Raw genomic sequence first — 26,205 nt, forward strand, 5'->3', positions numbered from 1 at the left:
GGGTGTGTATGAAAATCTGGTTGGTTGTTTTGTTTTCTATAGGAGTAGCTGTATTCATATATAGTATCTATGGATACTTGAATAGACGTAAGCGTGAGAAGCTTAGAGCTGATATGGAATTTTTTAAAGTCAGGGATAGCTTTTATCGCACCATTGGAATTGAACAGGGTGAAGATGTTCTTCATATCATTAAAGATATAGTTGATGAGGATTTTTCAGATACATCAGAAATAGGTCGAAGTAAAATAATAGAATATTTAGGTTTTTGCACTATAAAAGCTAAGGCTGAAACAATAATTCGAGAGCATGGGGAGGTGTTAAAAAGAAAGAAAAATCAAAATTTATATAAGGACGAATACGGCATTTCTAATGTTTCCAAGTGGGAGTCCGAGCGTAATTATTTTGTCAAAAAAGTATTGCTTCCTAAGCTGAAGCAGTCTTGTGAGTCGGATAAGAGACATGAAAGCTTTAGAGATAGTTTCTTGTGTTGGGTTGATTGTCATGATGATAAAGAGGTTATCGTCTTCTGGGAGAGGAAAGTGGATGATTGGATTAATGAAGCAACATGTTTTTCTAATGACTTGATGACTGATTTTGAAGATGAAGAGTACCTTGAGTACGATGACTCTATGACGGGGGTTGAATATGAAGATTATATTGAAGCCTTGGCTTATAATTACGGATGGGAACCCACACGGACTCCGGCAACTGGTGATCATGGAGCGGACGTAATCATTACGGACGGAGATATCAGAATTGCCATACAATGTAAGAAGTATAGCTCTCCAGTTGGAAACAAAAGCGTCCAAGAAGTCTATTCTGCGAAGGATTTTTATGAATGCGACCATGCGGTTGTAGTTACTAACTCAAGCTTCACCACTTCTGCGAGACAGGTAGCGGATAGTCTGAATGTTAGGTTAGTTTACCATGGTGACCTTCAACAAACTCTTGAATCGCTTTCAAACGATGAGACCGATGTATTTTTAAAGTACATAAATCGAACTTATCCTGAAGTGAGAGACGAATAAATGTTGTTTAATTGGCTTGGAGTGATTGATCAACTCTTAATAGTTAGGCGGTTTCTTCTTGAGCATATAGGAGGATGCCCCCGCTACATCTTTCATAAAACTATAAAAGGTGTGGTCAAAAAAGTATATTTCAGCGAACACAGCTAGGGAAGCTCTTTTCGTGTTCATTAGATAGCGTTTGACAACCCAAACGAATACATCAATAATGACCACACTCAAAAGAATACAACCCAATGGAGTGTGTCTGAATGTCATTTATTCGTTCCTACCTTCGTGCTTCAACAGAAGACCAGAACGCTAGTCGAGCTAAGAAGGCTCTAGAAGCTTTTGCCAAAGATAAGGGGGCACGTGTAGCGTCGTGGTACATCGAAAATGCTAGCGGCACAAATGCTGATCGTACAGAGCTGGCGCGTCTGATTGATGATGCACAAGTGGGAGATATACTTCTGATTGAACAGGTAGACCGCCTAACACGTCTTACCAAAAATGACTGGGACAGGTTGAAAGCAGCTATACAGAATGCAGGGCTTCGAGTGGTCTCACTTGATTTACCTACTAGTCACGCAGCTATGACAGTAAGCGCCAGCGACGACTTCACTGGTCGAATGCTTGATGCTGTTAATTCCATGCTTATGGATATGCTAGCCGCTGTTGCTCGCAAAGATTACGACGATAGGCGTAGAAGACAGGCTGAAGGAATAGAAAAAGCGAAGGCTCAAGGTGTTTATAGGGGACGACCTGCCGATGCGGTTCTACATCAGAAGATTCGTGAGCTAAGAGAAAAAGGCTTTAGTATTCGGAAAACGGCTGATCTTGCTGGCTGTGGGGTCTCAACTGTTCAGCGTGCTCTCAAGTCTTGAGTCTGAAATACGTGCTTGTGTGCGTGCCTGCTAAGTAAACGTGTAAATTTAAAAAAATTATATAGGAAGTAAGCACTTGCATAGTTCCAACCTATGCTAGATTCCTATGCCCACACTATGCAAAAAGTCTGAATTTACCTGTCTGCTTGAGACTACCTGTATCCCTATAGGAGGTGGGCCGGTTGAAATTTCTGATAAGAGTCTTTCGGCCTACTTCTTACTGTCAGTGCTTCATATGGGTCATTCAGACGCGCCAGAGCGCTTACCTAGACATTGGTACTATCCTCTTCATAGTAAACCTAAGCCGTTTAACAGGCTTTGCAGGGCCTATTTAGGCATAAGCTTAGGAGTCCGTGTCTTTAACACTCAATAGCGTAAGCAATAGCCAGTATCAAGTGGTACATCAGGTGGTACATTTTGCGATTTAAATTAAGGTAAATTAGCGTACATCTCGGCAAGGTAACTGGGTAAAGTGTCTGATATAATGATTGATACAGAGCTGTTAACTTCTTACTAATCAAATGGTTATAGAACATGGGCAGGGCTTTTCAGAACCGTAAGGAATCCATGGCCAAAACGGCCGATGCAAAGACCAAGGTCTACAGCAAATATGGACGCGAGATTTACGTTTGCGCTAAAGCGGGCGGCACCGACCCCAATGGCAACTTGGCGCTGCGCGGCTTAATGGAGCGGGCCAAGAAAGACCAGGTGCCCTCTCACGTTATTGATAAAGCTCTCGACAAAGCCAGCGGCGCCGGTGGCGAAGACTTCTCCGCCGCTCGCTACGAAGGTTTTGGCCCTGGCAATGTGATGGTGATTGTCGACTGCTTAACCGACAACCCCAACCGCACCTTTGGCGATGTGCGTGGCTGCTTCACCAAAACCAAGAGCAAAATCGGCACCCCCGGCAGCGTCAGTCATATGTTCGACCACTGCGCTATCTTCTCCTTCGCCGGAAGCGATGAAGAGGCCGTGCTTGAAGCGCTGATGGAAGCCGATGTGGATGTCACCGACATCGAGCAAGAGGGCGAGCGCATCACTGTTTTCGCCCCGCATACCGACTACGCCAAAGCCAAGCAGGCGCTACTGGATGCGTTCGGTGAGATTGACTTCGAGGCTGACGAGATTCAATTTCTGCCGCAAACCACCACCCCAGTTGAAGGTGACGACGTGGCAATGTTTGAAAAGTTTCTCGCCATGCTTAATGAGCTGGACGATGTACAAAACGTCTATCACAGCGGTGAATTACCCGAAGAGAGTGATAGCTAATCATTACCTCTTGAGTAAGCTGACCCCACCGCGTTGCGGGTATCCAAGGCCGCATCCGGTGGCAACATCGCTGACTGTACACCCGCAGCACTCAATACCTTTTTGCCGCGTAAAGTGAGGTCGGTAATAAACAGAAACTGCTGACGGGGGTCCACCGGATAGGCGCGTATGCGGTAGTGGGTGCCCCAGGGTTTCTCTTCAGCCACCACAATGATCGGCTGGTCGAATTTTAGGTAGGCACTGGTCAGCGCTACGTCACGCAGCGCTTTCCGTACCCAGCCTGCCTCGTGCTCAGGGTGAAGATAAAAGCTCGCCACGCACTGCAGGCTGGTACCGCCGTTGTTGGCGTTATAAACGGCGTGATCCCAAAGCTTTAAATGCGGCACATAGACCAAATCATCATCAGGGGTTTGGATGTCGACGGTGCGCAAGCCAACGTGCTTGACCTCGCCGTAGGTATCTTCAATTTGCACCCAATCGCCGGGCCGATAAGGCAGCTCTACAGCTGAAACAACGCCCGCTATCAAGCTGCTCACGTAATCTTTCATGGCAAAGCCAATGGCTAAGCCCAGCGCGCCCATAAGGGTCACCATGTTTTGTAGCGACGGCTCAATAATAGTCGGTACGATGATGGCGAGTGCAGTAATCAATATCAGCAAGCGTGTCATCGGCACCAGGGCAAAAATACGAAAGCGTAGTTGGCCATGCATTCGGTTGCCGATCCAGTTAAGCCCCCGCTGGCTGACAATAATCAGCACAATGGTCGCTAGCAGGACTACGCCCAACGTAATCAGCGTTTGGCTATCGATATCGTTAAACAGTCGCGCGTACTTCTTTTGTTCTTCCATGGGTTGCCCTCCGCGGGCCTGTCACTTATTGCGGGGCTGCTTAGAGAGGATCCACTAGATAATTACGCGACTCTAATAACTGACGAACGCTCGCGTAGCTTAACGGTGTGATCTGCCAACGCCCTTCGCTGCTTGAAACAATGCCTTTGCGATGCAGGGCTAAGCGGGCATTAAGTGCTTCATGGTGTGAGAACGGCAACACTTCTCCTAGAGAGTGGTCATCCAGACCGCCATGAACTAATAACGCATGCAGCACCAGCGTGGCGATATCGCCTGTATCAGCAGCAAGTTCCGCCTCGGCAAGGGCATCCACCAGCCACAGCGCCTCTTCATCTTCTGCTTTTGGCTCACGCAGCCGCTCGCGCCAATAGTGCCAAGCAAGGCCTATATGGCCGCGACAATGGGCCGCCAGGCGTTGTAGTTCTTTATTTTCGCCTTTATGTGAGGCTACATTATTGGCTGACTCGTGGCCCCCTCCTTTCAAGTTAGCGAGTACCTGCTTGCCGGTTCGCGTGCTGTAAACACTCGGAGGCTGGTCCTTATGGGTCGCAATTTGTGCAAAATAGCGCGACAGCTGCTCGCCTTCCATGGATTGAAGGGTGAACACCGGCGCTCCATCAATACCGATCACCCGTTGAAGGAAGGCATAGGTCCAGCTATCACAGCCAATCATGCCCTGCCCCAAGCGACCACTTAAGGCGCGCTCAAGAAACTCTCGAATGCCCTGAATACCCTGGGTGTGGCGTAAAAAGTAGCGCTCCAGGGCTGGCACTGCCCATTCGCGTTGATTGACACACTGCTCTACCCACTCTGTGCCACCCTCGGCAAGCTCGCTAAGCGTGGGCGGCGCTAAGCAAGCGATATGATGCTTTTCAGCCCAATGGGTTACCACCGAGGCATGGCCGCTGTAGGGCGTGGTTATAAAGAACGTGACCGGCGCGTCCTGGCCTTCAAGCTGTTGTGCTAACGCTCTTGCGGCGGGCGCCCAATCAATGGGAGGCACTAAATGCGCTAGCCTAACCTCAGGTAGTGCGCGTAGCTCACTATCGTCTTTTACCTGCTGCTCAGCGTCGTTTTTGCCCCCCAGCCACGACGAGACCGAGCGTAGCGAACGCCGCCACTGGCTTGCCTGGGTCTGCTCGGGGGTACGAAAGTGTTCAAGCTCAACGACCGCCCACAGCGGCGTGTCGGATAATGATGACTGCTCCCCCATGACATTGCCCCTATGGCTAGCGATAAGCGCTCACTTTAGCACGGTGTGCCAAGCTTCTAACCTCATAGACGAACTTATGGTCTAAAATAAAGTCTTTATAGACAGTAGTTAGCGCACATAACGGACTATTATTTTATTGCGAAAGCAATGGCAAAAGCTAAAGGAGAAAGCGATGAGTGTTGTCCACGTTAGCGAAGCAGAGCTGCACGCCAAGCTCGAGAAGTGCATTGCCGGAGAGCGGCTACTAATTGAGCATGAGGGCAATCGCTTTAGCGCCAGAATCCAGCATGTTGGACTAATGGGCGTGAAGGTGATTCCTGAATCAGAGATGAAGAACAGTCACAAAACACCTGGGGATGTCGAAGGCGTTACTGTTCCCTACGACGAGATATTAGAGCTTGAAGTGAAGGGTGTGGTCTACAGCCGCTTACCTGAGTAGTACTTTTGCACGCCCTGTAACCAGAACAAGGCGTGCAAACTGACTTTTAACTTGCTGCTAAGGTCTTAAAACGTCAGGCAGATTTTGCCGAAGTGCTGGCCAGACTCCTGATGGCGGAAAGCGTCGGCGATCTCGGCAAGCGGGAATTCACGGTCAATGATCGGATGCATATCGAATGTTTCCAGCGCACGGATCATCTCAATTTGCTGACGCCGACTGCCTACAATCAAGCCTTTCAAACTCGCCTGCTTGGCCATTAATTTAGCCGTCGGTATCTCACCCTCACGGCCAGTGAGGATGCCAATCAAGGCGATATGCCCACCGATTTTTATCGCATCAAAGGATTGCGGCAGCGTACCTGGCCCGCCCACTTCGACGATATGATCAACGCCTTCACCGTTGGTCAGCTCTTTCACGCGCTTACCCCAATCAGGCGTCTCTTTATAGTTGATGGTGTGCTCGGCGCCCATCTCACGCAGCCGCGCCAACTTTTCGTTAGATGAAGAAGTAGCGATTACCCGCGCGCCCATCAGGCGAGCAAACTGTAGGGCAAAAATGGATACCCCACCGGTGCCCAGCACCAGCACGCTGTCGCCCGCTTTAATGCCACCATCGACGACCAGTGCCCGCCAGGCGGTTAAGCCAGCGGTGGTTAAAGTAGCGGATTCCGCATGGCTGTAGCCCTTGGGCTGATGGGTAAACCACTCAACCGGACGTATAACCTGCTCACGGGCATAGCCATCCACGCCGTCGCCCGGCGTAGTGCGAAAGTCACCCACTCTGGCCGGGCCTTCCAGCCAGTGCGGGAAAAAGGTCGAGACCACATGGTCGCCCACCACGAATTCGCTAACACCTTTGCCGACTGCTTCGACAACGCCCGCGCCGTCCGACATGGGAATACGCCCATCGTCGGCAGGAATCATCCCCGCCACCACGGCGTAGTCGTGGAAATTCAAGGAACTTGCATGCAGGCGTACTTTAATTTCACCTGGGCCAGGCTCGCCTGGGGCCGCTAGTTCAACGACCTCTAGCTTGTCTAAACCGCCGGGCTCTCGAAGCTGAATGGCTTGCATCACTACCTCCTATTGAACGCATATCGTTAAAAAACGACTGGTCTATTTTGAGATGAGGGCAATTTCTTCAAGATCAAGGTCGTGACCTAAAAAACCACCCGACTGCCGCTGCCAAAGGCTGGCATAGATACCCCCTTTTGCCAGTAACTCCTGATGCGTACCGGTTTCGACGATGCGACCTTCATCTACCACAATTAGCCGGTCGAGCATGGCAATGGTGGAGAGACGGTGGGCGATGGCAATCACCGTTTTACCTTCCATCAGCGTATCTAGCTGCTCTTGAATGGCGGCTTCCACTTCTGAGTCCAGCGCAGAGGTGGCCTCATCCAGAACCAAAATCGGCGCATTTTTGAGCAGCACCCGAGCAATCGCGATCCGCTGACGTTGGCCACCTGACAACTTAACGCCGCGCTCACCGACGTGGGCATCCAATCCTCGGCGCCCTTTCGGATCGACCAGCTCGTTGATAAAGGTATCCGCATGGGCGCGACACACTGCGTTCCAAACGTCTTCCTCACTGGCATGGGGGCTGCCGTAACGGATGTTGTCGCGCAGCGAACGGTGTAGCAGTGAGGTGTCCTGGGTGACCATGCCAATCTGGTGGCGCAGGGAGGTCTGGGTAACCTCAGCAATGTTCTGCCCATCGATCAAAATACGCCCAGCCTGCACGTCGTAAAAACGTAGCAGCAGGTTAGCAAGCGTCGATTTACCCGCCCCTGAGCGCCCTATCAAACCGATTTTCTCACCGGGGGCGATGGTTAGGTTCAAGCCATCAAACACGGTTTTGTTTTCGCCCTTGGCCTGCTCGTAACCAAACCGCATGGCGTCAAAACGAATTTCCCCTTGGGGTACTTCTAACGGCTGAGCGCCCGGGGCGTCACGTACGGTCGGATCCCGGGCAATGGTATTCATGCCATCCTGTACGGTGCCGATATTTTCAAACAGCCCGGCGACTTCCCACAATATCCAGTCGGACATAAAGCGGATACGCATGACTAGCGCAATAGCGATCGCCAGCACACCCAGCGAAATCGCTTCCGTGTACCAGGCGCTGATCGCCATGGCCGCCGTACCCACCAACAGCGCGGTGTTCAGCAGCGTCAGTCCCACGCTCATAATTGTCACCAAGCGCATCTGACGGTGGACGGTGACCATAAAGCCTTCCATAGCGTCTTTGGCGTAGCGCTGCTCGCGCTCGGTATCGGCAAACAGCTTGATGGTTTGGATATTGCTGTAGCTGTCCACCACGCGGCCGGTCATCTGGGCACGGGCGTCCGCCTGGGCCATGGAAACATCGCGCAAACGCGGTACGAAATAACGCATGATCGCCAGATAGCCCACCAGCCATAGGCCCAGCGGAATCAGCAGCAATAGATCCGCCCGGCCCAGCAGGTAGGCCGCGCCAGTAAAATAGACGATGGCGTAGACTAATAGATCCATCACCTTGGTGACGGTCTCGCGGATCGCCAGCGCCGTTTGCATCACCTTCTGCGACACCCGCCCGGCAAACTCATCTTGGTAAAATGCCAGACTCTGGCTAAGCATATGGCGGTGGGATAGCCAGCGGCCGATCATCGGATAGTTACCAAAAATACTTTGATGGGTAACCAACGACTGTAGCAGTACCAGCAGCGGCAAACCGATCAGCAGCAATAGACCCAGGCCAGCAAGCCACAGGCCGTTTTCAGCCCAAAAGTCTGCCCGCTCAACGTTGCTCAGCCAATCGACTAACTGCCCCATGTAGCTAAAGAAAACCACTTCAGCCGCTGATACCAGCGCCGTGAATAGCGTCATTAGCAGCAACAGCGGCAGCATCGGACGGGAAAAGTGCACAATAAACGGCATTAAGCCCTTAGGCGGCGTTTTAACCTCGCCTTCCGGATAAGGGTTAACCCGCGTTTCGAAGTAACGAAATAGCGGCTGTAAAACACGCGATAGCATGAGGCTTCCTTACGTGACTGGCGGTGGTATTGACGGTCTTTAATTTTTTATAGGTGAGTGTGAAGGGAGTAGATGTCGTTAAAATGTCATTAAGAATTGGAGTGCCGCAGCAGCCAGCGCGCCCAGAACGGCGCAATGATCATCAGCGTGACCATGCGCAGCAGGTGGTGGAAGGCAACAAACACCGGGTCGATATTGAGCGCGACGGCCAAAATAGCCATTTCGCCGATGCCCCCAGGTGCCAGCGCCAGCAGCGCTACATCGCGACCTACCCCTAGCAGCTGGTGAATCAGCTCGGCAAATAGCCCCAGCACCAGCAACGCTAACAACGTCGCCACGCCGGACTGCCATAAATAGCGGCCAAAAAGCTTGCGCGTCATGCCCTGAAAGCGCGAACCGATGGCACTGCCCAGTACCCATAGCATCAGATTCATTCCCCACTCTGGGAGAGCGAGACTGGCAATATCAATACCGGATAATAAAGCAGCAACTAGCAGTGGTGCCAGCAGTGCGGGACTGGGAATTCGCAGCCAGCGACCTAGCGGCAATAACAGCGGAATCATCAAGAGCATCCAGCCGTGTTCAAAGCTGCTGTGAACAGGGCCGATCCCATCACCGCCGCCCTCATAGGCCCAAAATAGCGGCGGCAAAAAAAGAATCACTAAAATGATGCGCAGCGACTGCGCGACCGCTATGCGCTGGGGGTCGCCGCCGCACTTCTCACCCAGCATAATCATCGCCGTCATCGCGCCGGGAGAGGCGCCAAACCAGGCACTAACCGGATCAAACCCGCAGCGTCGATACCAGGCAGCGGCTACGGCGGTGGAGGCTGCCACCCCCAGCAGTAATAGCGCGGCGGAAGCGGGCCAATCCAACACGCGATGCGCCAACTGCGGCGTCACCTGGCTACCCAGCACCATCCCCATCACCGCTAAAAAAACATTTCGCAGTGGCTCAGGTACCGAAACCTTAACGCCTTGGGAAGAGGCCAGCAGATTGGCAATCAGCGGGCCAAGCATCCAGGCAAGGGGTAAACCGGTCAGTTGAAACAGCGTACCGCCAACGGCGCCAACGGATAGCGATATTGCCAGCGCTTTTGCGCTCCCTGCCGACACTCCCTTTATGCTGCCCCTCACGCGTGCTCCTCGCCTTAGCCATGTTGTTGAGTGGCAGTACCGCTAATAACAGAACTGCCGATAACAGTTAACATGCTAAGAATATCGATTTACGACGCCTATGGCTATCGATCGGGGCTATCTGCCAGGGCTTATCAAAAGAGCTGTTTCAGTAAGGCTGCGGGATCTCGCCATCGTCATCATCATCGCGCATGCGCGCCAAGCGATCGGCCTCTTCCTCTTTGGCATCGTCGATCACTTCCATCAACTCATCGACGTTAGCAATATGGGTGTCGGCATCGAAGTGGCCAGTGAGCTTACTGTCCGGATGTAGTTCGCCGGTTTCATACAGTGCCCACATCTCTTTGCCGTACTGGGTATCAAGAAGCGCGGGCGCGTACTTACCGAAATAGTCGCGCATGTTATCCACATCGCGATACAGCATCGCGGCGGCGCTGTTATTACCCGCTGCATCGACTGCCTGAGGCAAATCGATAATCACCGGGCCAGAGGCATCGACCAGCACGTTAAATTCCGACAGATCGCCGTGAATCAAACCCGCACACAGCATACGTACCACGTCTTGAATGACTTTGGCGTAGTAGGTCTCGGCTTGCTCTGGCGTTAGCGTCACTTCGTCCAAGCGCGGCGCGACGTTGCCCTCGGCGTCGCTGATCATCTCCATCAGCAATACACCATCGACAAAACCATGGGGCTCGGGCACCCGTACGCCCGCCGAGGCAAGGCGGTAGAGTGCGTCGACTTCGGCATTCAGCCACGCCTGCTCCTGCTCTTTCTGGCCGTAACGGGTTTTTTTGGCCATCGCCCGTGAACGGCGGCTATTGCGCTCTTTACGCCCCTCTTGATACTGAACGGCCTGTTTAAAGCTGCGCTGTTTGGCCTCCTTAAACACTTTGGCACAGCGCACTTCTTCACCGCAGCGCACCACGTAGACCTGCGCTTCCTTGCCACTCATTAACTGCACCAACACCTCGTCGATCATTCCATCATCGACCAGGGGCTGTAATCGCTTAGGGATTTTCATGGTTAGCTGCGTCGGCTCCTCTTTGGTACGCGTTCAATAACGGATACGGCGAACACGGAAAGCCCGCCCTTTTAATTTATCACGCTCGAGTTTGGCCTGAGCCTGTTGGATCACATCGCGCTCAACGGCTACATAAGCACTGCGCGCAAGCACTTTAATTTTACCCACTTGTTCGCCGCGCAACCCGCCTTCACTGGTCAGCGCGCCAAGAATATCGCCGGGGCGCAGCTTGTCTTTTTTGCCACCGGCTAACTGCAGCGTCGCCATTAGCGGCTCGAACGGCACCGAGTGCTGCGGTTTAGGCAAGGGTTCAGTGGCAATAGGCTGTTCCAGCAACCCTTCCAACCGCTCCAATCGATAACTCTCTTTAGGGGTCACCAGCGTGCAGGCAATGCCACTGGCCCCGGCTCGCCCGGTACGACCTACCCGGTGCACGTGGACATCAAGCTCGCGGGCAATTTGGTAGTTAAATACGGCGTCCAGCTGGGCGATATCCAGGCCCCGGGCGGCCACGTCCGTGGCCACCAGGATAGACGCACTCTGGTTAGAGAACAGAATCAGAATGCGATCGCGATCTTTCTGCTCTAAATCGCCATTGAGCGCCACAGCGCTAAACCCGGCATCGGTCAGTTGCTCCGCCACCGCCTGGGTTTCGCGTTTGGTGTTGCAGAATACCACGCTGGTCGCGGGTCGATAGACCAGCAGCAGCTGGCGCAGGGCGGCGAATCGCGCCTCTTCATTGGCGACACTGTAGAAGTGCTGTTGAATCGTCGTGGCGTCGTGCAACTCAGCGATTTTCACCATCACCGGTTCACGCATGACGCCGCGGGTCATCTCGGTTAGACCGCCCGATGACTGCTCATCCGGGAAGGTCGCGCTGAACAGCAGCGTTTGGCGGTCAGTTGGAGTCTCGGCAATGATGTCATCAATGGTTGCCTGGAAGCCCATATCCAGCATGCGATCCGCTTCATCCAGCACCAGCATCGCGAGAGATTCCAGCGTGAGCGAGCCTTTGCGCAAGTGCTCGTCAATACGCCCAGGTGTGCCCACAACAATGTGAGCGCCGTGCTCTAAAGAGCCGAGCTGCGGGCCAAAGGGCGCACCGCCGCAGAGGGTGAGTATTTTTACATTGGCCATGCCGCGGGCTAAACGACGCAGCTCTTCAGCCACCTGGTCAGCGAGCTCCCGGGTAGGGCACAACACCAAGCCTTGCACCGCAAAGCTCTCTACTCTCAATTTAGCCAGCAGCGCCAAACCAAACGCCGCCGTTTTACCTGAACCGGTTTTCGCCTGCGCCAGCACATCGCGCCCGGACAGCATCGGTGGCAGGCTCTCTGCCTGCACCGGCGACATTTCGTGGTAGCCGAGGGACGCAAGGTTGCTCAGCAGAGCTTTTGGCAACGCTAACGAGGAGAAAGAGGAGTCAGACACGATATTACCTTGCTTGGGCCACAGGTAGGCGGCCATCAAAAAAACAGCGCGTGCTACCTAAGGGGTAGACGACACACGCAAATATTACCGCACCATACCAGAAAGTGCCCTGGGCTGCGCCGCCATCACATCGACATCAGGTTGCCAGGGGCACAAAAGTAGCCTGACTAAGCGTGGCTAGATCCCCTGGCGCTAGTTCGATTTCAAGCCCGCGGCGTCCGGCGCTCACATAGATACTGGCAAAATTTTTGGCAGAGTGATCAATGAAGGTAGGCAAGCGCCTTTTCTGACCCAACGGGCTAACACCGCCCAACACATAGCCGGTAGTACGCTCCACCTCCAACGGTTCCGCCATGGTCGCTTTCTTCGCACCTGCGGCTTTGGCGATCTGCTTTAACCCCAGTTGGCCATTCACCGGCACAATACCCACCGCCAGTTGCTTACCATCCAACTTGACCACTAAGGTTTTAAATACCTGTTCCACCGCGACACCGAGTTTTTCAGCGGCTTCCAATCCATAGGATTGCGCGGTGACATCGTGATCGTACTCATGGATTTGAAAAGCAATGCCTGCATGTTTTGCACTATTAATCGCCGGGGTCATGGAATTCTCTTAGGTTAAACGCGTCAGCTAATATGGAAACATCACTACCCACTGCTAGGCTTAATAACGTGAGCAAGTTAAGGAAGTCAACTGACAGGAGTCTCGAAATGAAAGCCACTTCAAAAGCACAGCAGAAAGCCGCGGGTGCGGCACTTTCCGCCAAGCGCGGTGATACCAAACCCAGCGAGCTGGTAGGCGCCTCTAAGGAGATGTACGACTCGATGAGTGAAGACGAGCTAGAGGAAATGGCGGGCACAAAGCGCAAAGGCAAGCCGCAGAAGAAAGAAGATTGAGCATCTTATTGTTCCCCTTATCTGCTAAACGACTCTTATTAAATACCTAAAAACCAACAGCGCCAGCTTATCGAAGCTGGCGCTGTTGGTTGTGGCTAACTAACCATTACTGCTTGCAAGGCACCACTTTACGCAGGGTGTCTTTTGCCCATAGCGTCTGGCCATCCGGCGTACGGCCATGCTCATTCCAGCGTTCGGCAGTTTCCAGGCAGAACGATCCAGCGCTTTCAACGCTCGCATCGCGGTTAGCCGGGCGCTCGCCGCCAATCCGCATAACATCAGGATTGTCGGAGGTATAGTTTGGCGCAATGGTAGAACTTGCACAGCCAGCGACCAGTGCGGTCAGTAGCAGTACGGGTAAACAGCGGCGCAATGGCATGTTTTTACAACCCTCAACGTAGCACTATTAAGCCGACACCTATTGTCGGTAGCGCTAAATAGCACTGCTTCTAACTAAACGTCAATCTTTTTTCACCCAGCTCAGCCAGCGACTAAAGTAAGGCTGGTAACGGGGCGCAGGTTTAGCCGCTTACAGCGCTTCTCTACGCTGTCCATAATTTCTTGAGCATCGTCGAACTGCTGCTTGTCCAATTGGATATCTACCATCAGGAAACTGCCCACCTGGGCCAGGCGTACATCGTCGGCGGTGACATCAAAGTCGGCGACATCCTCCACCACATCGCGACGCACGCTACTGCATGAGCCGCCGAACATCAGCTCACGCAGCGCCCCCTTCACCATGCGAATCGGCATAGGTAAGAAGTAGCCTGCGATAACCAGCACCATCACCGGGTCGGCAAAGCGCGCGTAGCTGGCCCAGGGTGACAGGGTTAACAACCAAGTCAGACCAAACCCCAGCATGACGGCGGCACTCAGCCAGGTATCCATCTGCCATTGGCGTAGCTCGGCGGCCAACAGCGATGAACGCGCCACCCGGGCGTAGCGCGCCAGCCACCACCAAGTTAATAAACAGCCCGTTACGTTGACCACGCCAAACATCAGCGCCAAATCCAGCGTGACCACACGCCCGCCATCAAGCAAGCTCCACAGAGCGGAAACCAGCGAGACGATACACACCATCGCGATCACTACGCCTTTGAGCAGCACAGCGAGAGGCTCTACCGTCAGCCGCCCAAAGGGGTAGTGATCATCCGCCGGTTTACGCGCCTGCTGAAGCGCAAACAGAGATAACGACGCCAGCACAAGGCTCAACAGCGAGTAGCCGCTGTCAAAAAGAATCGTTATAGAACCACTGGTCAGCCCTAGCGCTAGCCCGGTAAACGCAAATAGGCTGGCAGAAATGGCTGAAAATCTTAGCGCACGGCGCTCGGCAACAAAGGGGGTCACGCGGATAACTCCATCACATTAGACGAATTGTGCGCCATAATAGTGAAGAGTTATGACAATCACGAATCGCTCAGCGCCAAGTTAACTGGCGCTCAAAGCGCTAAAAGAGGCGACTATGCGTGCAGAACAGGTACAGGCCTTTATCGATGTCACCGAGCATGGCTCCTTTGCCGCCGCTGCACGACATACCGGCCTTAAACGGAGCACGCTGAGTGCCGCCGTTAATGCGCTGGAAGACAGTCTGGGCGTGGCGCTATTTGAGCGTTCAGGCAATAGCCTAACGCTTACCGCCGTGGGCGATAGCGTGCTCCCCGACTGCTACCGCCTGCTGACCAGTGCCAGCCGAATCAAAAAACACTGCCACCAGCACTTGCAGGGTGTGGAAAACCAGCTCGGCATTGCCCGTGATGACGCCTTGCCCGAGGTGTTTTGGCGTCAGGTAATGCATGATTTAAAACAGCAGTTTCCGCTAACCGCGATTTCAGTGTACTTGGTGCCGCCCCAGGAACATACCCAGTTCGTGCAGCGCCAAACGGTGGATATTGCCTTTGGCTTGTATACCGCTGAAGGTATTGATACCAACGCGACCAATCTTGCCCCAGTGAGTATGCGTTTAGTGGCAGCGCCCCATCACCCGCTAAGCCGGCTCCCTAGCGTTAACCGCGACGACTTAGCCCAGTACACCCAAGTGTGTTTGACCCACGTGCAGGATGACAAGCTGATCAGCGAAGCGCTGTTTTCAGGTAATTATCTGGGTTTAACCATGTTTGAAGTGATCCGCGACGCCGTTATCAACGCTACCGGCTGGGCGCTACTGCCTTACCCGCTGGTTAAAGGCGCCCTGGAGGCTGGCACGCTCTGCACGCTAAATCACGATCTAGCCTTGGATAGCCACTATTACCGCTACGTGGAGAGTGATAACCGCGGCGTGGTAGCTACCGCCTTATTAAATAAAGTGGCGCACTTCTTAGCTTCCCAGAACTGATACCCAGGGCTATTGCACAGAATGGGCTGACACATCGTTGAAATCTTTTTTGTGGCGAAAAACACCAAAGCCTTCCACGCTATTAAAAAATGCTAAATAAGGAGCCGCCAGGACACGCCACGTACGGAACACAGGCAAGTGTCATCCAGGCGTCATACGCACCTGCCAGTGTCGAAGTTGCCGTCAACCAAGGAGTGATTCCAACGATGGTACGACTCGATAAGAAAGCCACTCGGCTGTATGTGTTGGACACCAATGTCCTCATTCATGACCCCTCCGCGCTCTACCACTTTGATGAGCACGACGTCGTTATCCCCATGACTGTCCTGGAGGAACTTGATAAGCACAAAAATGGTGTACGTGAAATTGCCCGCACGGCCCGCCAAATCAGCCGTACGCTCTCTGACCTTACCAGCCAAGTCACCTTTGATGAGATCCAACGTGGTATTCCGATTCCCCGGCTCAGCGGCGACACAGGACGCCTGCACTTTTTATGCTACAACGATTTAAAGCTCTTTGACGCCCTAGACGATAGCCCCGATAACCGCATACTGGCGGAGACCTGCCGCCTACGCGAAGAACGTCCCGACGCCTCCGTCATCCTGATTACCAAAGACATCAACCTCCGCGTCAAAGCCGCCGCGCTGAAAGTGCCCGTTGAGGATTACCTCAACGACCGCGCCTTCTCCGATAGCGACGCCATGATTGAGGGCGCCCAGGTCTACGCCTCTGCAGGGCAAAATGGCGCATCTTTATGGGAAGCGTTGAATGTCGACGTCACCGTTGAGCGCCTGGATCACCACACTTTTTACCAACTCACCGGCACTATGCCCCGCCACTGGCACGTGGGCATGCTGGTCTCGGATAGCGAAAACGGGGCGGAGTTCGAAGCGATCGTTCGTGAACTGGGGCCCTCTTCGGCTCGGCTTCAGCTGCTGACGAACTACCGCCACCACGCGGGTGTTTGGGGCGTTCACGCCCACGACAGTCGGCAAAACTTCACGCTAAACCTACTCATGGATCCCGACATTGATTTGGTCACCATTGCGGGTAATGCCGGTACGGGTAAGACCTTTATGACCCTGGCCGCCGCCTTTCAGCAGACGCTGGATGCCAAGCTGTTTGAGCGCATCGTATTTACCCGCGCGCCGATCCCCATGGGGGAAGACATTGGCTTTCTACCCGGCACCGAGGAGGAGAAGATGTCACCGTGGATGGGCGCCTTCCACGACAATATGGATAACCTGCTGCGCAACGAGGAGGGAGAATCAAGCTGGGATAACGGCGCCACGCGGCAGCTGATTGGCTCACGGGTGCAAATCCGCTCGCCGAGTTTTATGCGCGGTCGCACCCTAAACGACACCTTTCTAATCATTGATGAGGCGCAAAATTTCACCCCCAAACAGCTTAAATCGCTGGTAACTCGGGCGGGGCGTAATACCAAAATTGTCTGCCTGGGCAACGTCGGGCAGATTGATACGCCCTACCTTACCGCCAACACCTGCGGCATGGCCGCGGTAGTGGAGCGCTTCCGTGATTGGCCCCACGCCGGGCATATCACCCTGAAAAGCGTTGAACGCTCGCGCTTGGCCCTGGCGGCGGAAGAGCTGCTTTAAGCCTGTTATTTTAAACCTGTTGTTTTAAACCAATCATCTCCCACCGCTGGTGGGAGATGATTCTCCGCTATCAAGTATCGTTACTGTCCTCAATGTCCTTCCACGGCCGAGGGGCACCAATGGTATCCGCCGCAAACGCCTCGCGCTCCCCTAACGGGCGCACCTCGCCAATGGTGGTGTCGGTGAAGGTTTGGCGCTCCATTTCGCAGTTGACTTCCGCTCCAAACAGCACCACAAAGGCGGAGAGCCAGAACCAGATCATCAGCGCCACCACCGCCCCCAACGAGCCGTATAGCTCACTAAACATAGAGAAGTAGCGCACGTAGAGCGAAAGCCCGCCGGAGCCTAACAGCCACATCACCGTCGCCAGCAGCGTGCCATAACTTAACCAACTCCACTGGGCCGAACGACGATAAGGCGCGTAGCGGTAGAGCAGCGCAATGAGCATACTCATTACCACCAGCAACGCAGGCCAGCGTAGCCACTGCAGAATCTGGTTCAGCGGTGGATCTATCGCCAAGGAATTAACGACTACCGGCACGATGGCGATAAAACCCAGCGAGATCAGCGTCATAATAATCAAGCCAAAGGTCAGCGCGATCAATACCGTACTACGGTGTAGCAGGCTGCGCTTTTCGGTTTCGCCGTACACCACGTTAAGCCCGATGACCAGCACCGCCACCCCTTTGGAAGCGATAAACATCGCAATCAACAACCCGGCTAAGGCGCCCAGAAAGCTTCCTGATTTGGCACTTTCCACCACTTTCTGCGCCTGCTGATCAATCAGTTTGGCCGCATCTGGCGGCATGAAGCGGCTAATTTCATACAGCTGCTGGCCTGCTTCATAAGGGTCAAACAGTAATCCCCAAAGGGAAATGACCGCGGCGATGGTGGGAAATAGCGCCAGCAAGGCGTAGAACGCCACGCCAGCGGCCAGCATGGTCAAGCGGTTACGCCGAGCGGCGCGCACTACCCGCCAGGTAATATCGTGCCACCCCCGCTGGGGAATATCACTGGGTACCTGCGCGCGGCGACCGCGCGGGAGCTTACCCATAGCAGGCTCCTGACAAGTACAGTCCACACAGTCGTTTCATCGTTGACCTTCCCACATCATTAGCGCCGCAAGCATCACGGCAAGCACCATCATCAAACCACTGGCATGGTGACGCAACCAGGACTCTGACGACAATAGGCGAGTTAAATGGCCCATCAACGTCTCTTCAGCTTTTTGGGCGTTTGCCACGCTCGCCGCTTTAAGCTGGGCACAGTAGTGCCCAAACAGTCGTATTGGCACCAATGCAGCGCTGATCATCCCCGCGTAGAGCCACCATAGATCGCCCGCGGGGAGTGATTTACCCTTAAGCGGGCGCGTTAGTAGCCAGCCCGCCACGGCGAACAGAACCCCCACCGGAAATGGCCACATAATCCCCAGCCACTCTTTAAGCGGTGGCATCTCGATACTGCCAGCAGGTAGTGGGAGCCAAAGTGGCGTCAACAGCGCTGCCGCTATGGCCACTAACCAGGCGCCCCACTGCTCTCGGTTACTGCCGCCCCTATGGCGTTGCTGCCACTGACGCCATAAAGCAACGCTTACCAGTGCCGCAGTGCCAACAGCCGCCCAACTGAGCAGCTTGATCAACGATTCATGATGCATTTCATAAAGCGGACTCTTTACGCCCCACTTACTGACCATGCCCGCGCCAATAGCGCCCGACAGCGAAATACCCGGCAGTGCCAGCAAAGCCCAGACCAACGGCAGCGGCCACCGGGGGAGATGCTCGCTGATACTGGTGCCCATAAACAGCGACCCTTTAGCCAGCGCGTGATGGGCGGCAAACAGCACAAGGCCCGGCCATAACAGTGACCATACGTCGGGCGCAACCAACCCCATGGCGACCACCGCGGTCATCATGCCCATCTGGCTGATACTGGAGTAGGCTAAAACCGCTTTAGGGTGGCGCTGAAAAACGCCATACAGCGCGGCGCCAAAGGCTGCCGCCAGCCCCGCGATTAACATGATGTTGCCAAACTGGGCTAAGGAAGCTGAAATCTGCTCCTCACCTAACGGCAGCACACTGATCCAGCCCAGCAGCCCCGCCTTAATCATCGCCCCGCTAAGCACCGCGCTGGCCGGGGCCGGTGCCACCGGGTGGGCTAACGGTAGCCATACGTGCAAACCAATAACACCGGCTTTTACGCCAAAGCCCAAGCACAGCAAGGCAGCCATCCATGCGCCTTGCTCGGCGACTAAAATGCCTTCACGCACCCCTTGTAGCGTAAGCGTATCCGCCTCACCGGCTGCCCATAGAAAACCACCTAAAATCAGCCCTTCACCCACCACGGCCAAAATCAAATAGGCCTTGGCCCCAAGCCGTGCTTCCTCTGAACCGCTATGCACCACGAGGGCGTAGGCGGCGAAGGTCATCAGCGCAAAGCCTAGATAAAAACTGGCGATATCCTGGGCAATAATCAGTAATACGTTACCGAGCAGTGTCAGCGGCCATAGCAGCGCTAAACGCAACAGGCGTCGCTCAGCGTCTTGATCACCGTCCTGGGCCTTCGTCTGCTCCGCGGCAAAATAGCCTCTGGCATGAAACGCTGCCAGGCTCCAGAGCAGCGCGGTAAACGCAAGCCAGGGGCGGCTTAGCGAGTTGAGTGCCCATTCGCCACCCAGCATCCAGGCATCAATCGTCCACTGCGCTTCGCCACCGTAGGCTAGCAGCAGCGCTGGCCAAGCAGCGCTTAGCCATAGTGCTGAAAAATAGCCCTGCTGCGCAGCGGGAGTGCGGTAGGCGCTCCATAGCGTCCAACCGACAACGACCAGCGGCCAAAGTAGCGCCAGGGCAAGCAGCATTGTCATCATGGCAGATACTCCCCGGACGCTACTCGAGCCGCCCAATCCAAGGGGCTAAACGGGAGCCCGGCAAACAGCCCTGCCCCTAAACTCACCAAGGCGGTAAACACCATCGGTAAAAGCAGCCAGCTATGGGTTTCAAAACGGCCTAGACGCTGCTCTTTGGGCCAACTGCCTTTGCCATGGGCAGGCCCTGAACGGAACCACAAACGGTGCACAATGGGTAAAAAATACATGGCGTTGAGGGTACTGCTCGCCACTAGCACGACGACGACCCAGTACATCTCGGCTTGAATCGCGCCAACCCCGAGATACCACTTGGTAATAAACCCCGCTACCGGCGGAAGACCAATCATACCCAGCGCGCCGATGGTAAACGCTATGCTGGTCAGCGGCATGCGTTTGCCGGCACCGTCCATTTCATCAATACGATGAATCCCCAGCTCCTCGGCATAGTTACCCGCACAGAAGAACAGCGTGACCTTCATTAGGCCCTGATGCAGCAAGTGCGCTAAAGCACCAACGGTGCCGAAAGGGCCAAACAGACCTATACCCAGAATGACGTAGGAGACTTGGCTGACGGTGGAAAACGCTAGGCGGGGTTTCAGCTCCTCTTGGGCAATGGCTCTTAATGAGCCATATATAATCGTTATCGAGGCCGCTACCGCTAGCGTGGTAATAACGCCGAGCTCCACGCTCAGTTCAATGCCAAAAAGGTCGTAAACAACCCGCAGAATCCCGAAGGCGCCCGCCTTTACCACCGCTACCGCGTGAAGCAGCGCACTCACTGGAGCGGGGGCCACCATCGCCCTGGGTAGCCACCCATGAAGCGGCACCATGGCCGTTTTTACCGCCAACCCACCCACAAGCAGGGCAAATATCAGCGTTAACAAACCGCGATGATCGTTTAAATAGTTGCCCAAGCCCTCTTCTGAAGAGAACGATTGATCCCCGGTTAGGCTATACAGCAGCACAGCCCCCAGTAGCAGCACCACACCGGCGCTTAACGTATAGCGTAAATAAACGCGGCCCGCATTGAGAGCTTGCTCGGTACCCCGATGCACCACCAGCGGGTAAGTGGAGAGCGTCAACATTTCGTAGAAAATCAGGAAGGTAAATAGGTTATCGGCCAGCGCAATGCCGATCGTGCTCGCTACGCAGAGACTAAAAAAGCCAAAAAAACGCTTCCGGTTGGCAGAACCTTCCAAGTAACCGATGGCATAAACCGTGGTACACAGCCACAGCAGCGACGATAGCCCGGCGAACATCACCCCTAGCGCATCAGTGCGCAGTACGAAATCAACGCCACCAATCACTTGAAAGCTAAAAATATCCTCATGTCCCGCAGCTACCCGTCTGACCATCAGGGCGACCAGAACAATTTTAACCACCGCCGCGGCTAGGTTAATCGTCGTGCGAAGCCGCCGGGCGTCTTCCGGCAGCGCGAATATAATCACCACCACCAATAGCGAAGTGGCCAGAGCAGTCATCGGTAACCAGGCGGCGTTCATGGGCTACCTCCATGCATTAATTCCAGCGGGAAATGCGCCAATAGCCCTAGAGCGAACGCAATCAGAGCAAGCGTTAGTGCGATCAGATCCATACCCGGCGCCAAGGGTTGATAACGATGCCGTGGGGCCGTCTCATCAAAGGAATAGCGAAACATGCGAAACACATAGGCCGCGGTTAGCAGCGTACCGATTAATAACGCCGCCACCGCCCACCACTGCTGGGTGATGATCATCGCCTGAAGCAGCATCCATTTAGCCGTGAAGCCAGCACTGGGCGGAAGGCCCATCAGGGTGATGGAGGCGATGCCAAACACTAATAACGAAAGCGGCAAGCGGCGGCTGGTACCGGCCAGGCCTTTGAGCGTGCTCTCCCCGGTGGCCAGTATCAGGTTACCTGCGGCCATAAACATGGCAGCTTTAGCAAACGCGTGGCCCATCAGTTGCAGCCAGAACCCTTCCCAGGCTAAAGCGCGAGGCAGCGGCGCAATATCCGGCCCCAGCAGCAGCGGAAAAGCCACCATGAGATACCCCAGCTGTGCCACGGTGGACGAAGCAACCAAGGTTTTAAGTGAATCAGTGCGCCAGGCTAGCAACCCGCCCCATACAATCGCCAGCATGCCAAGCCAGGCGATTACACGCGGGGCGTAGAAAGTATCAGGGAGCAGAATGCTCCACAGCTGCAGCAGCATAAACAGCGACGCCTTGATCACCAGCGCTGCATGCAGCGAGCTCACCGGTGTCCAGGCATTCTCATGAACGGGGGTGAGCCAGGCATGCAGAGGAAACAGCGCGGCTTTTAAGGCTAACCCAGCGCCGATCAGCGCAGCAGCGAACCACGCCACCGGCCCTGGCTCTATTACCTCTGCCAAGCCCTGCAAATCCAACCGGCCCCAGTGGCCTAAAATCAGCGCCACCCCAAGTAGATAGGTTAGCGAGCCCACCAGCGCCAACAGCAAATAGCGCATTCCCGCCACTAGCGCGGGCACCTTCCCCGATAGCATCAGCATGCCGACTGCCGCCAGCCCCATCAGCTCCAGCCCGGCATAAAGGGTCAATAGATCGGTGGCCAGCCAGATTAACGAGAGCGCACTAAGCACCACGCCCATAAGAGGCCACAGCCAGCGTGCCAACGGCCCGGTTTCGCTTAAGCGCAGATACCCTGGTGTATAGAGCGCTGCCGCAACGCCGATCACCTGGGTCATTAACAGCAACAGCACACTCAGCCCGTTTAGGCGCAGCGACAGATGAATATCGGCTATTTCCCACTGCCAGCGCAGTAGTCCCGCTTGGTCATAAGCAGATAGCAGCACCAGCCCAGAGGCCAATACCGGCACACTGGCTAGCACAACGGGCCATGCACGTTTAGGAGGAAATAGTGCTGCAAGCGTGCCCAGTAGTAGCGGCAAGCCAAGCGCGGCTAACAGCGCCCAGTGAGTATGGAGAAGGGGTGCAAAGGTGCTATCAAAAAGGCCAAAGCGCCAGATCATGTGACGCCTTCCCTGGGCTCGCCGTCAGGCCCCAAGGCCTCGACACCTTCCAGATGCAAAAGCTGCCTAATCAGCAAAGCGCCGAGCATCGACCCAAGCCAGGCAACTAACAACCCCACACTAATTAACGCCTGGGCAGCCGCCGAGGTGCCCGCCACGCCAGCCAGCAGCATAAACACCCCCGAGCCAAGCAGATTAAACGCCAGCAGCCGACGCAGCAGATGGCGGTGCAACGCAAACGCCCCTAAGGCACAGGCGGCAATCAGCACCCCAGCAAGCAGCAGCGGATGCTCTGAAGGTGAGAACGCCATGTCGACTATTACATAACGAATCGCTGCGCCGACCATCACAAACCAGGCCAGCGCCAACAGCAAACGTATGGCCGATCGCGACCAGGGTTCGCTAAAGGTATCGCGCTTGAGACGGGAAGAAGTACCCGGCAAAAAGCGGCCCAGGGCATAAAAAAAGCACAGCCCTGTTAGCACAACGCCCAACAGCAGCTCGGCAACTACAAGCCAGGGAGCGCCAAGTTGCCACCACGCTAATGTCATGGCGATAGCAAAGGCCACAAAGGAGCAGCAAGCGCGCACCAGGTGGCGATCAAACAGACACACTAGCGCCGACGCCGTGAGGAACAGCGCCAGCAGCACTTCTATCGCATCAAAGGAAGCTATCATTCGTTTTCGCTACATCCTTGCATCGGTCACGAATAGGCGCTTAGTTTAGGCGAGCACTCAGCCATTTGCCGATATCATTCACCTGCTGGGGGCAGAGCGCATGGGCCATGGGGTATTGGCGGTAGTTGACCGCGTAGCCCATCTCTTTTAAACGGTCGGCGCCACTGCGACCCAGGCTTTCAGGCACAATGGGGTCAAAGTTACCGTGTTGTACTTCTATAGGGATCTGACGATTGGCTTCCGCAAGGTCGATATTGTCGGCGGTGGCGAAGTAAGTCGACATAGCCAATAAGCCCCCTAGCGGCGCGGGGAAAGTCAGCGCGGCGTGGTAGGCAACAGCCCCCCCTTGCGAAAAGCCTGCCACAATAATGCGTTGGCTATCGATGCCTTGGTCGATCTGCTCTTGAATCAGCGCTTGGATTCGCTCAGCAGATTGCTTGAGTTGGCGCTCATCAACCCGACGCCCTAAATCCATGGCTAAAATATCGTACCAGGCGGGCATTACCATGCCGCCATTAATCGTCACCGGCAGGCGTGGCGCATGGGGCATGATAAAGCGCACGCGTGAATCTTTGGGCAGCGCTAATGCGGGCACCAAGGGTTCAAAATCGTGTCCATCCGCGCCTAAGCCGTGAATAATAAACACACAGGCATCGGCGGGTTGACCATCTTTCGGCTCAATAATCAGTTCGCCAGGAGCAGTCATGACATCGTATTCCTTATTCAAAAAGGGCCACCCTAGCGCAAACCCGCGTTTACAGCGAGCCATGGCGTGTTTAAAAAGGTCACGCCACGTTTAAAAGGGCCACACGAGGGGAATCAAAACGAGCGCTATGATGCCAGTCAGTATATTTAATCCACCGCCCAAACGTAGAAAATCGCTCACCCGGTAACCGCCTGGGCCATACACCATCAGGTTGGTTTGATAGCCGATGGGGGTTAAAAAGCTCGCCGAGGCGGCAAACATGACCGCTACCACATAGGGCATAGGACTCACGCCCAAGCTCTCGGCCGCGCTCATCACTACCGGGAAAATAATCACCGCCGCTGCGTTATTGGTCACCAGCTCGGTTAGCAGCGCAACCACGCAGTAAGTGCCGATTAACAGCAGCAATGGATTCCCTGCCACTAAGGTGAGCACCCCACCAGCCATAGCCTCGGCGGCACCGGAGCTCTGCAGTGCCGCCCCCACCCCGAAAGATGCGGCAATGGTGAGCAGTACCTGGGTATCCAGGCCACGCTTGGCGGCGCCCACCGAACAGCAGCCCGTGAGTAGCGCCAACGCCGCCCCCAGCATGGCGGCGTTGAGCATGCTCAGCACCCCGAAGGCGGCGAGCAGTACGGCGCCTAACAGCAAGCCCCACGCTAGCGGCGCTTTCTCATGGATCGGTCGCGCCGCGCCATTTAGCTCGCTGATCAGCAAAAAGTCCCGTGACTGACGGTGCCGCTCAATAAACGGCGGCCGCGCCTCCAGCAACAGCACGTCAGCGGGCTGCAGCCGCACTTGGCCCAGATTGCCCTTAACCCGCTCGCCGCCACGGCAGATCGCCAGTACCGCTGCCCCATAAAGGGTTCTGAAGTGGCCATCGCGAATACGCTGGCCAATAAACTGGCACTGGTTGGAGACCACCGCCTCAACCAAGCGGCGCTCTTTGAACTCTTTCTCCAAACTGGAGGTGTCATCTCGGGAAGGAATTAAGCCACGAATTTGCTGCAACTCTACCGCCGCATCAGAGGTGCCCGCAAACACCAGCCGATCGCCGCCTTTGAGCTGCTCGCCAGGTCCTACAACGCTGACCACGTTTCCCGCACGTTCAATCTCAACCAGAAACAGCTCCTGCAGGTGACGTAGCCCCGCCTCTTCGACAGTGCGATCCACCAGCACTCCCGCTGGGTCGACCTCCATTTCGATAGTGAACTCGCGGGGGTTGGCAAACGCATTGGCCAACCCCTCCCTAGCGGGCAACAAACGTGGCCCCAATAAAATGAGATAGGCAAGTCCTACGACAGCTACGGGAACACCCACCCAGGCCAAATCCAATAGGCCCATGCCAAGCTCTGGGTGGCGCTCCAGCAGCAGCCCATGCACCACCAAGTTAGTGCTGGTACCAAATAGCGTAATGGTGCCACCGAGGATAGAGGCGAAACTAAGCGGCATTAGCAGCCGCTGGGGAGACAAGCGCAGTCGACGGCTCCAGCTCATTACCGCAGGAATATAGGTAGCAACAACCGGGGTATTATTGACAAAGCCGCTAAGCGAGGCCACCGGTAAAAGCAGGCGAACCAGCGCGCCTCGCTCACTTTTTGGCCGTTTGAGCACATAGCGAATAATCAGATCGATGCCGCCGGTTTCGCGAATGCTGGCCACTAGCACATACATAAACGCGACGGTAAACAGACCGCCATTGGAGAAGCCCCCCAGCGCCTGTTGTGGGTCAATCACGCCCAGCGTCATCAATAAAATAACCGCGCCCAGCAAGATAATATCCGGCCCCAGGCGTGAAAAGGCCATCAACGGGAAGATGGTGAGCACCACCCCGACCGCTATCCAAGCATCCAGCGACATAAC

At 54.9% G+C, this 26,205-nt stretch carries 24 protein-coding genes; 7 read left to right on the forward strand and 17 right to left on the reverse strand.

What is annotated here, in order from left to right; all coding sequences use genetic code 11:
- Positions 1-8: 8 nt before the first annotated feature.
- The 3 genes from QHL1GM_RS07700 (at position 9) to QHL1GM_RS07710 (ending at position 3,157) form a co-directional block, all read left to right on the forward strand.
- The gene (locus tag QHL1GM_RS07700) at positions 9-1,028 is read left to right on the forward strand and encodes a restriction endonuclease (protein WP_175540365.1); all 1,020 of its coding nucleotides are present in this window, start codon (positions 9-11) and stop codon (positions 1,026-1,028) included.
- Between the two features lie 248 nt (positions 1,029-1,276).
- Positions 1,277-1,888, forward strand: a complete 612-nt coding sequence (locus QHL1GM_RS07705) for a recombinase family protein (RefSeq protein ID WP_071693940.1) — start codon at positions 1,277-1,279, stop codon at positions 1,886-1,888.
- 534 nt (positions 1,889-2,422) lie between these two features.
- On the forward strand, positions 2,423-3,157 hold the full coding sequence (locus QHL1GM_RS07710) for a YebC/PmpR family DNA-binding transcriptional regulator (protein WP_071693941.1): 735 nt from the start codon (positions 2,423-2,425) through the stop codon (positions 3,155-3,157).
- On the opposite strand, the gene QHL1GM_RS07715 is transcribed toward QHL1GM_RS07710, so the two are convergent.
- Together QHL1GM_RS07715 and QHL1GM_RS07720 are read right to left on the reverse strand one after the other, a co-directional pair.
- Positions 3,154-4,005: a mechanosensitive ion channel family protein gene (locus QHL1GM_RS07715; protein ID WP_071693942.1), complete on the reverse strand. Its 852-nt coding sequence runs from the start codon at positions 4,003-4,005 to the stop codon at positions 3,154-3,156. The genes QHL1GM_RS07710 and QHL1GM_RS07715 overlap by 4 nt on opposite strands.
- A gap of 40 nt (positions 4,006-4,045) precedes the next feature.
- Complete coding sequence (locus tag QHL1GM_RS07720; RefSeq protein ID WP_071693943.1) at positions 4,046-5,218, reverse strand: hypothetical protein; 1,173 nt, start codon at positions 5,216-5,218, stop codon at positions 4,046-4,048.
- 172 nt (positions 5,219-5,390) lie between these two features.
- Here QHL1GM_RS07720 and QHL1GM_RS07725 point away from each other — a divergent pair, with 172 nt between their 5' ends.
- A complete protein-coding gene (locus QHL1GM_RS07725; protein WP_071693944.1) occupies positions 5,391-5,657 on the forward strand; it encodes a hypothetical protein in 267 nt (88 codons plus the stop codon).
- Positions 5,658-5,722: 65 nt separating this feature from the next.
- Here QHL1GM_RS07725 and QHL1GM_RS07730 read toward each other — a convergent pair whose 3' ends face one another.
- The 6 genes from QHL1GM_RS07730 to ybaK form a co-directional block, all read right to left on the reverse strand.
- Positions 5,723-6,730 (reverse strand): NAD(P)-dependent alcohol dehydrogenase, encoded by a 1,008-nt coding sequence (locus QHL1GM_RS07730; protein ID WP_071693945.1) that lies wholly within the window; start codon positions 6,728-6,730, stop codon positions 5,723-5,725.
- A 42-nt stretch (positions 6,731-6,772) separates the two neighbouring features.
- Complete coding sequence (locus QHL1GM_RS07735) at positions 6,773-8,671, reverse strand: ABC transporter ATP-binding protein (protein WP_071693946.1); 1,899 nt, start codon at positions 8,669-8,671, stop codon at positions 6,773-6,775.
- 89 nt (positions 8,672-8,760) lie between these two features.
- Positions 8,761-9,795: an AbrB family transcriptional regulator gene (locus tag QHL1GM_RS07740; protein WP_071695947.1), complete on the reverse strand. Its 1,035-nt coding sequence runs from the start codon at positions 9,793-9,795 to the stop codon at positions 8,761-8,763.
- A gap of 160 nt (positions 9,796-9,955) precedes the next feature.
- Complete coding sequence (locus QHL1GM_RS07745) at positions 9,956-10,831, reverse strand: PA4780 family RIO1-like protein kinase (protein ID WP_071693947.1); 876 nt, start codon at positions 10,829-10,831, stop codon at positions 9,956-9,958.
- A gap of 33 nt (positions 10,832-10,864) precedes the next feature.
- Complete coding sequence (gene dbpA, locus QHL1GM_RS07750) at positions 10,865-12,298, reverse strand: ATP-dependent RNA helicase DbpA (RefSeq protein ID WP_175540366.1); 1,434 nt, start codon at positions 12,296-12,298, stop codon at positions 10,865-10,867.
- 100 nt (positions 12,299-12,398) lie between these two features.
- Positions 12,399-12,866: a Cys-tRNA(Pro) deacylase gene (gene ybaK / locus QHL1GM_RS07755; RefSeq protein ID WP_071693948.1), complete on the reverse strand. Its 468-nt coding sequence runs from the start codon at positions 12,864-12,866 to the stop codon at positions 12,399-12,401.
- Positions 12,867-12,973: 107 nt separating this feature from the next.
- On the opposite strand from ybaK, the gene QHL1GM_RS07760 reads away from it, so the two are divergent.
- Entirely contained in the window at positions 12,974-13,159 is a 186-nt protein-coding gene (locus tag QHL1GM_RS07760; protein ID WP_071693949.1) for a DUF3008 family protein, read from the forward strand.
- A gap of 106 nt (positions 13,160-13,265) precedes the next feature.
- Here the strand turns inward: QHL1GM_RS07760 and QHL1GM_RS07765 are convergent, their stop codons facing one another.
- Positions 13,266-13,538, reverse strand: coding sequence for a hypothetical protein (locus QHL1GM_RS07765; protein ID WP_071693950.1), 273 nt, complete (start codon positions 13,536-13,538; stop codon positions 13,266-13,268).
- Positions 13,539-13,639: 101 nt separating this feature from the next.
- Positions 13,640-14,506, reverse strand: coding sequence for a cation diffusion facilitator family transporter (locus QHL1GM_RS07770; protein WP_071693951.1), 867 nt, complete (start codon positions 14,504-14,506; stop codon positions 13,640-13,642).
- Positions 14,507-14,621: 115 nt separating this feature from the next.
- Here QHL1GM_RS07770 and QHL1GM_RS07775 point away from each other — a divergent pair, with 115 nt between their 5' ends.
- The gene (locus tag QHL1GM_RS07775; RefSeq protein ID WP_071693952.1) at positions 14,622-15,491 is read left to right on the forward strand and encodes a LysR family transcriptional regulator; all 870 of its coding nucleotides are present in this window, start codon (positions 14,622-14,624) and stop codon (positions 15,489-15,491) included.
- Between the two features lie 206 nt (positions 15,492-15,697).
- Entirely contained in the window at positions 15,698-17,107 is a 1,410-nt protein-coding gene (locus tag QHL1GM_RS07780) for a PhoH family protein (RefSeq protein ID WP_071693953.1), read from the forward strand.
- A 70-nt stretch (positions 17,108-17,177) separates the two neighbouring features.
- Here the strand turns inward: QHL1GM_RS07780 and QHL1GM_RS07785 are convergent, their stop codons facing one another.
- The 7 genes from QHL1GM_RS07785 to QHL1GM_RS07815 form a co-directional block, all read right to left on the reverse strand.
- Positions 17,178-18,161 (reverse strand): YihY/virulence factor BrkB family protein, encoded by a 984-nt coding sequence (locus QHL1GM_RS07785; RefSeq protein ID WP_071693954.1) that lies wholly within the window; start codon positions 18,159-18,161, stop codon positions 17,178-17,180.
- A gap of 36 nt (positions 18,162-18,197) precedes the next feature.
- Positions 18,198-19,970, reverse strand: a complete 1,773-nt coding sequence (locus QHL1GM_RS07790; RefSeq protein ID WP_071693955.1) for a complex I subunit 5 family protein — start codon at positions 19,968-19,970, stop codon at positions 18,198-18,200.
- Positions 19,967-21,472, reverse strand: a complete 1,506-nt coding sequence (locus tag QHL1GM_RS07795; RefSeq protein ID WP_071693956.1) for a complex I subunit 5 family protein — start codon at positions 21,470-21,472, stop codon at positions 19,967-19,969. Before QHL1GM_RS07795 ends, QHL1GM_RS07790 begins: the two co-directional genes overlap by 4 nt.
- Complete coding sequence (locus QHL1GM_RS07800; RefSeq protein WP_071693957.1) at positions 21,469-22,959, reverse strand: complex I subunit 5 family protein; 1,491 nt, start codon at positions 22,957-22,959, stop codon at positions 21,469-21,471. Before QHL1GM_RS07800 ends, QHL1GM_RS07795 begins: the two co-directional genes overlap by 4 nt.
- Positions 22,956-23,636, reverse strand: a complete 681-nt coding sequence (locus QHL1GM_RS07805) for a hypothetical protein (protein WP_071693958.1) — start codon at positions 23,634-23,636, stop codon at positions 22,956-22,958. The genes QHL1GM_RS07800 and QHL1GM_RS07805 overlap by 4 nt, the downstream gene beginning before the upstream one ends.
- A gap of 40 nt (positions 23,637-23,676) precedes the next feature.
- Positions 23,677-24,342 carry an alpha/beta hydrolase gene (locus QHL1GM_RS07810; protein ID WP_071693959.1) on the reverse strand — a complete coding sequence of 222 codons (666 nt, stop codon included), beginning with the start codon at positions 24,340-24,342 and terminating at the stop codon, positions 23,677-23,679.
- 90 nt (positions 24,343-24,432) lie between these two features.
- A complete protein-coding gene (locus tag QHL1GM_RS07815) occupies positions 24,433-26,202 on the reverse strand; it encodes an SLC13 family permease (protein ID WP_071693960.1) in 1,770 nt (589 codons plus the stop codon).
- Positions 26,203-26,205 lie beyond the last annotated feature (3 nt).

The organism is Halomonas sp. QHL1 (genome assembly GCF_001882345.1).
Classification (GTDB): domain Bacteria; phylum Pseudomonadota; class Gammaproteobacteria; order Pseudomonadales; family Halomonadaceae; genus Vreelandella.

Coding starts and splice junctions, on each gene's coding strand:
- QHL1GM_RS07700 (WP_175540365.1), top strand. CDS start 9: ATGAAAATCTGGTTGGTTGTTTTGTTTTCTATAGGAGTAGCTGTATTC.
- QHL1GM_RS07705 (WP_071693940.1), top strand. CDS start 1,277: ATGTCATTTATTCGTTCCTACCTTCGTGCTTCAACAGAAGACCAGAAC.
- QHL1GM_RS07710 (WP_071693941.1), top strand. CDS start 2,423: ATGGGCAGGGCTTTTCAGAACCGTAAGGAATCCATGGCCAAAACGGCC.
- QHL1GM_RS07715 (WP_071693942.1), bottom strand. CDS start 4,005: ATGGAAGAACAAAAGAAGTACGCGCGACTGTTTAACGATATCGATAGC.
- QHL1GM_RS07720 (WP_071693943.1), bottom strand. CDS start 5,218: ATGGGGGAGCAGTCATCATTATCCGACACGCCGCTGTGGGCGGTCGTT.
- QHL1GM_RS07725 (WP_071693944.1), top strand. CDS start 5,391: ATGAGTGTTGTCCACGTTAGCGAAGCAGAGCTGCACGCCAAGCTCGAG.
- QHL1GM_RS07730 (WP_071693945.1), bottom strand. CDS start 6,730: ATGCAAGCCATTCAGCTTCGAGAGCCCGGCGGTTTAGACAAGCTAGAG.
- QHL1GM_RS07735 (WP_071693946.1), bottom strand. CDS start 8,671: ATGCTATCGCGTGTTTTACAGCCGCTATTTCGTTACTTCGAAACGCGG.
- QHL1GM_RS07745 (WP_071693947.1), bottom strand. CDS start 10,831: ATGAAAATCCCTAAGCGATTACAGCCCCTGGTCGATGATGGAATGATC.
- dbpA (WP_175540366.1), bottom strand. CDS start 12,298: ATGGCCGCCTACCTGTGGCCCAAGCAAGGTAATATCGTGTCTGACTCC.
- ybaK (WP_071693948.1), bottom strand. CDS start 12,866: ATGACCCCGGCGATTAATAGTGCAAAACATGCAGGCATTGCTTTTCAA.
- QHL1GM_RS07760 (WP_071693949.1), top strand. CDS start 12,974: ATGAAAGCCACTTCAAAAGCACAGCAGAAAGCCGCGGGTGCGGCACTT.
- QHL1GM_RS07765 (WP_071693950.1), bottom strand. CDS start 13,538: ATGCCATTGCGCCGCTGTTTACCCGTACTGCTACTGACCGCACTGGTC.
- QHL1GM_RS07775 (WP_071693952.1), top strand. CDS start 14,622: ATGCGTGCAGAACAGGTACAGGCCTTTATCGATGTCACCGAGCATGGC.
- QHL1GM_RS07780 (WP_071693953.1), top strand. CDS start 15,698: ATGGTACGACTCGATAAGAAAGCCACTCGGCTGTATGTGTTGGACACC.
- QHL1GM_RS07785 (WP_071693954.1), bottom strand. CDS start 18,161: ATGGGTAAGCTCCCGCGCGGTCGCCGCGCGCAGGTACCCAGTGATATT.
- QHL1GM_RS07790 (WP_071693955.1), bottom strand. CDS start 19,970: ATGATGACAATGCTGCTTGCCCTGGCGCTACTTTGGCCGCTGGTCGTT.
- QHL1GM_RS07795 (WP_071693956.1), bottom strand. CDS start 21,472: ATGAACGCCGCCTGGTTACCGATGACTGCTCTGGCCACTTCGCTATTG.
- QHL1GM_RS07800 (WP_071693957.1), bottom strand. CDS start 22,959: ATGATCTGGCGCTTTGGCCTTTTTGATAGCACCTTTGCACCCCTTCTC.
- QHL1GM_RS07805 (WP_071693958.1), bottom strand. CDS start 23,636: ATGATAGCTTCCTTTGATGCGATAGAAGTGCTGCTGGCGCTGTTCCTC.
- QHL1GM_RS07810 (WP_071693959.1), bottom strand. CDS start 24,342: ATGACTGCTCCTGGCGAACTGATTATTGAGCCGAAAGATGGTCAACCC.
- QHL1GM_RS07815 (WP_071693960.1), bottom strand. CDS start 26,202: ATGTCGCTGGATGCTTGGATAGCGGTCGGGGTGGTGCTCACCATCTTC.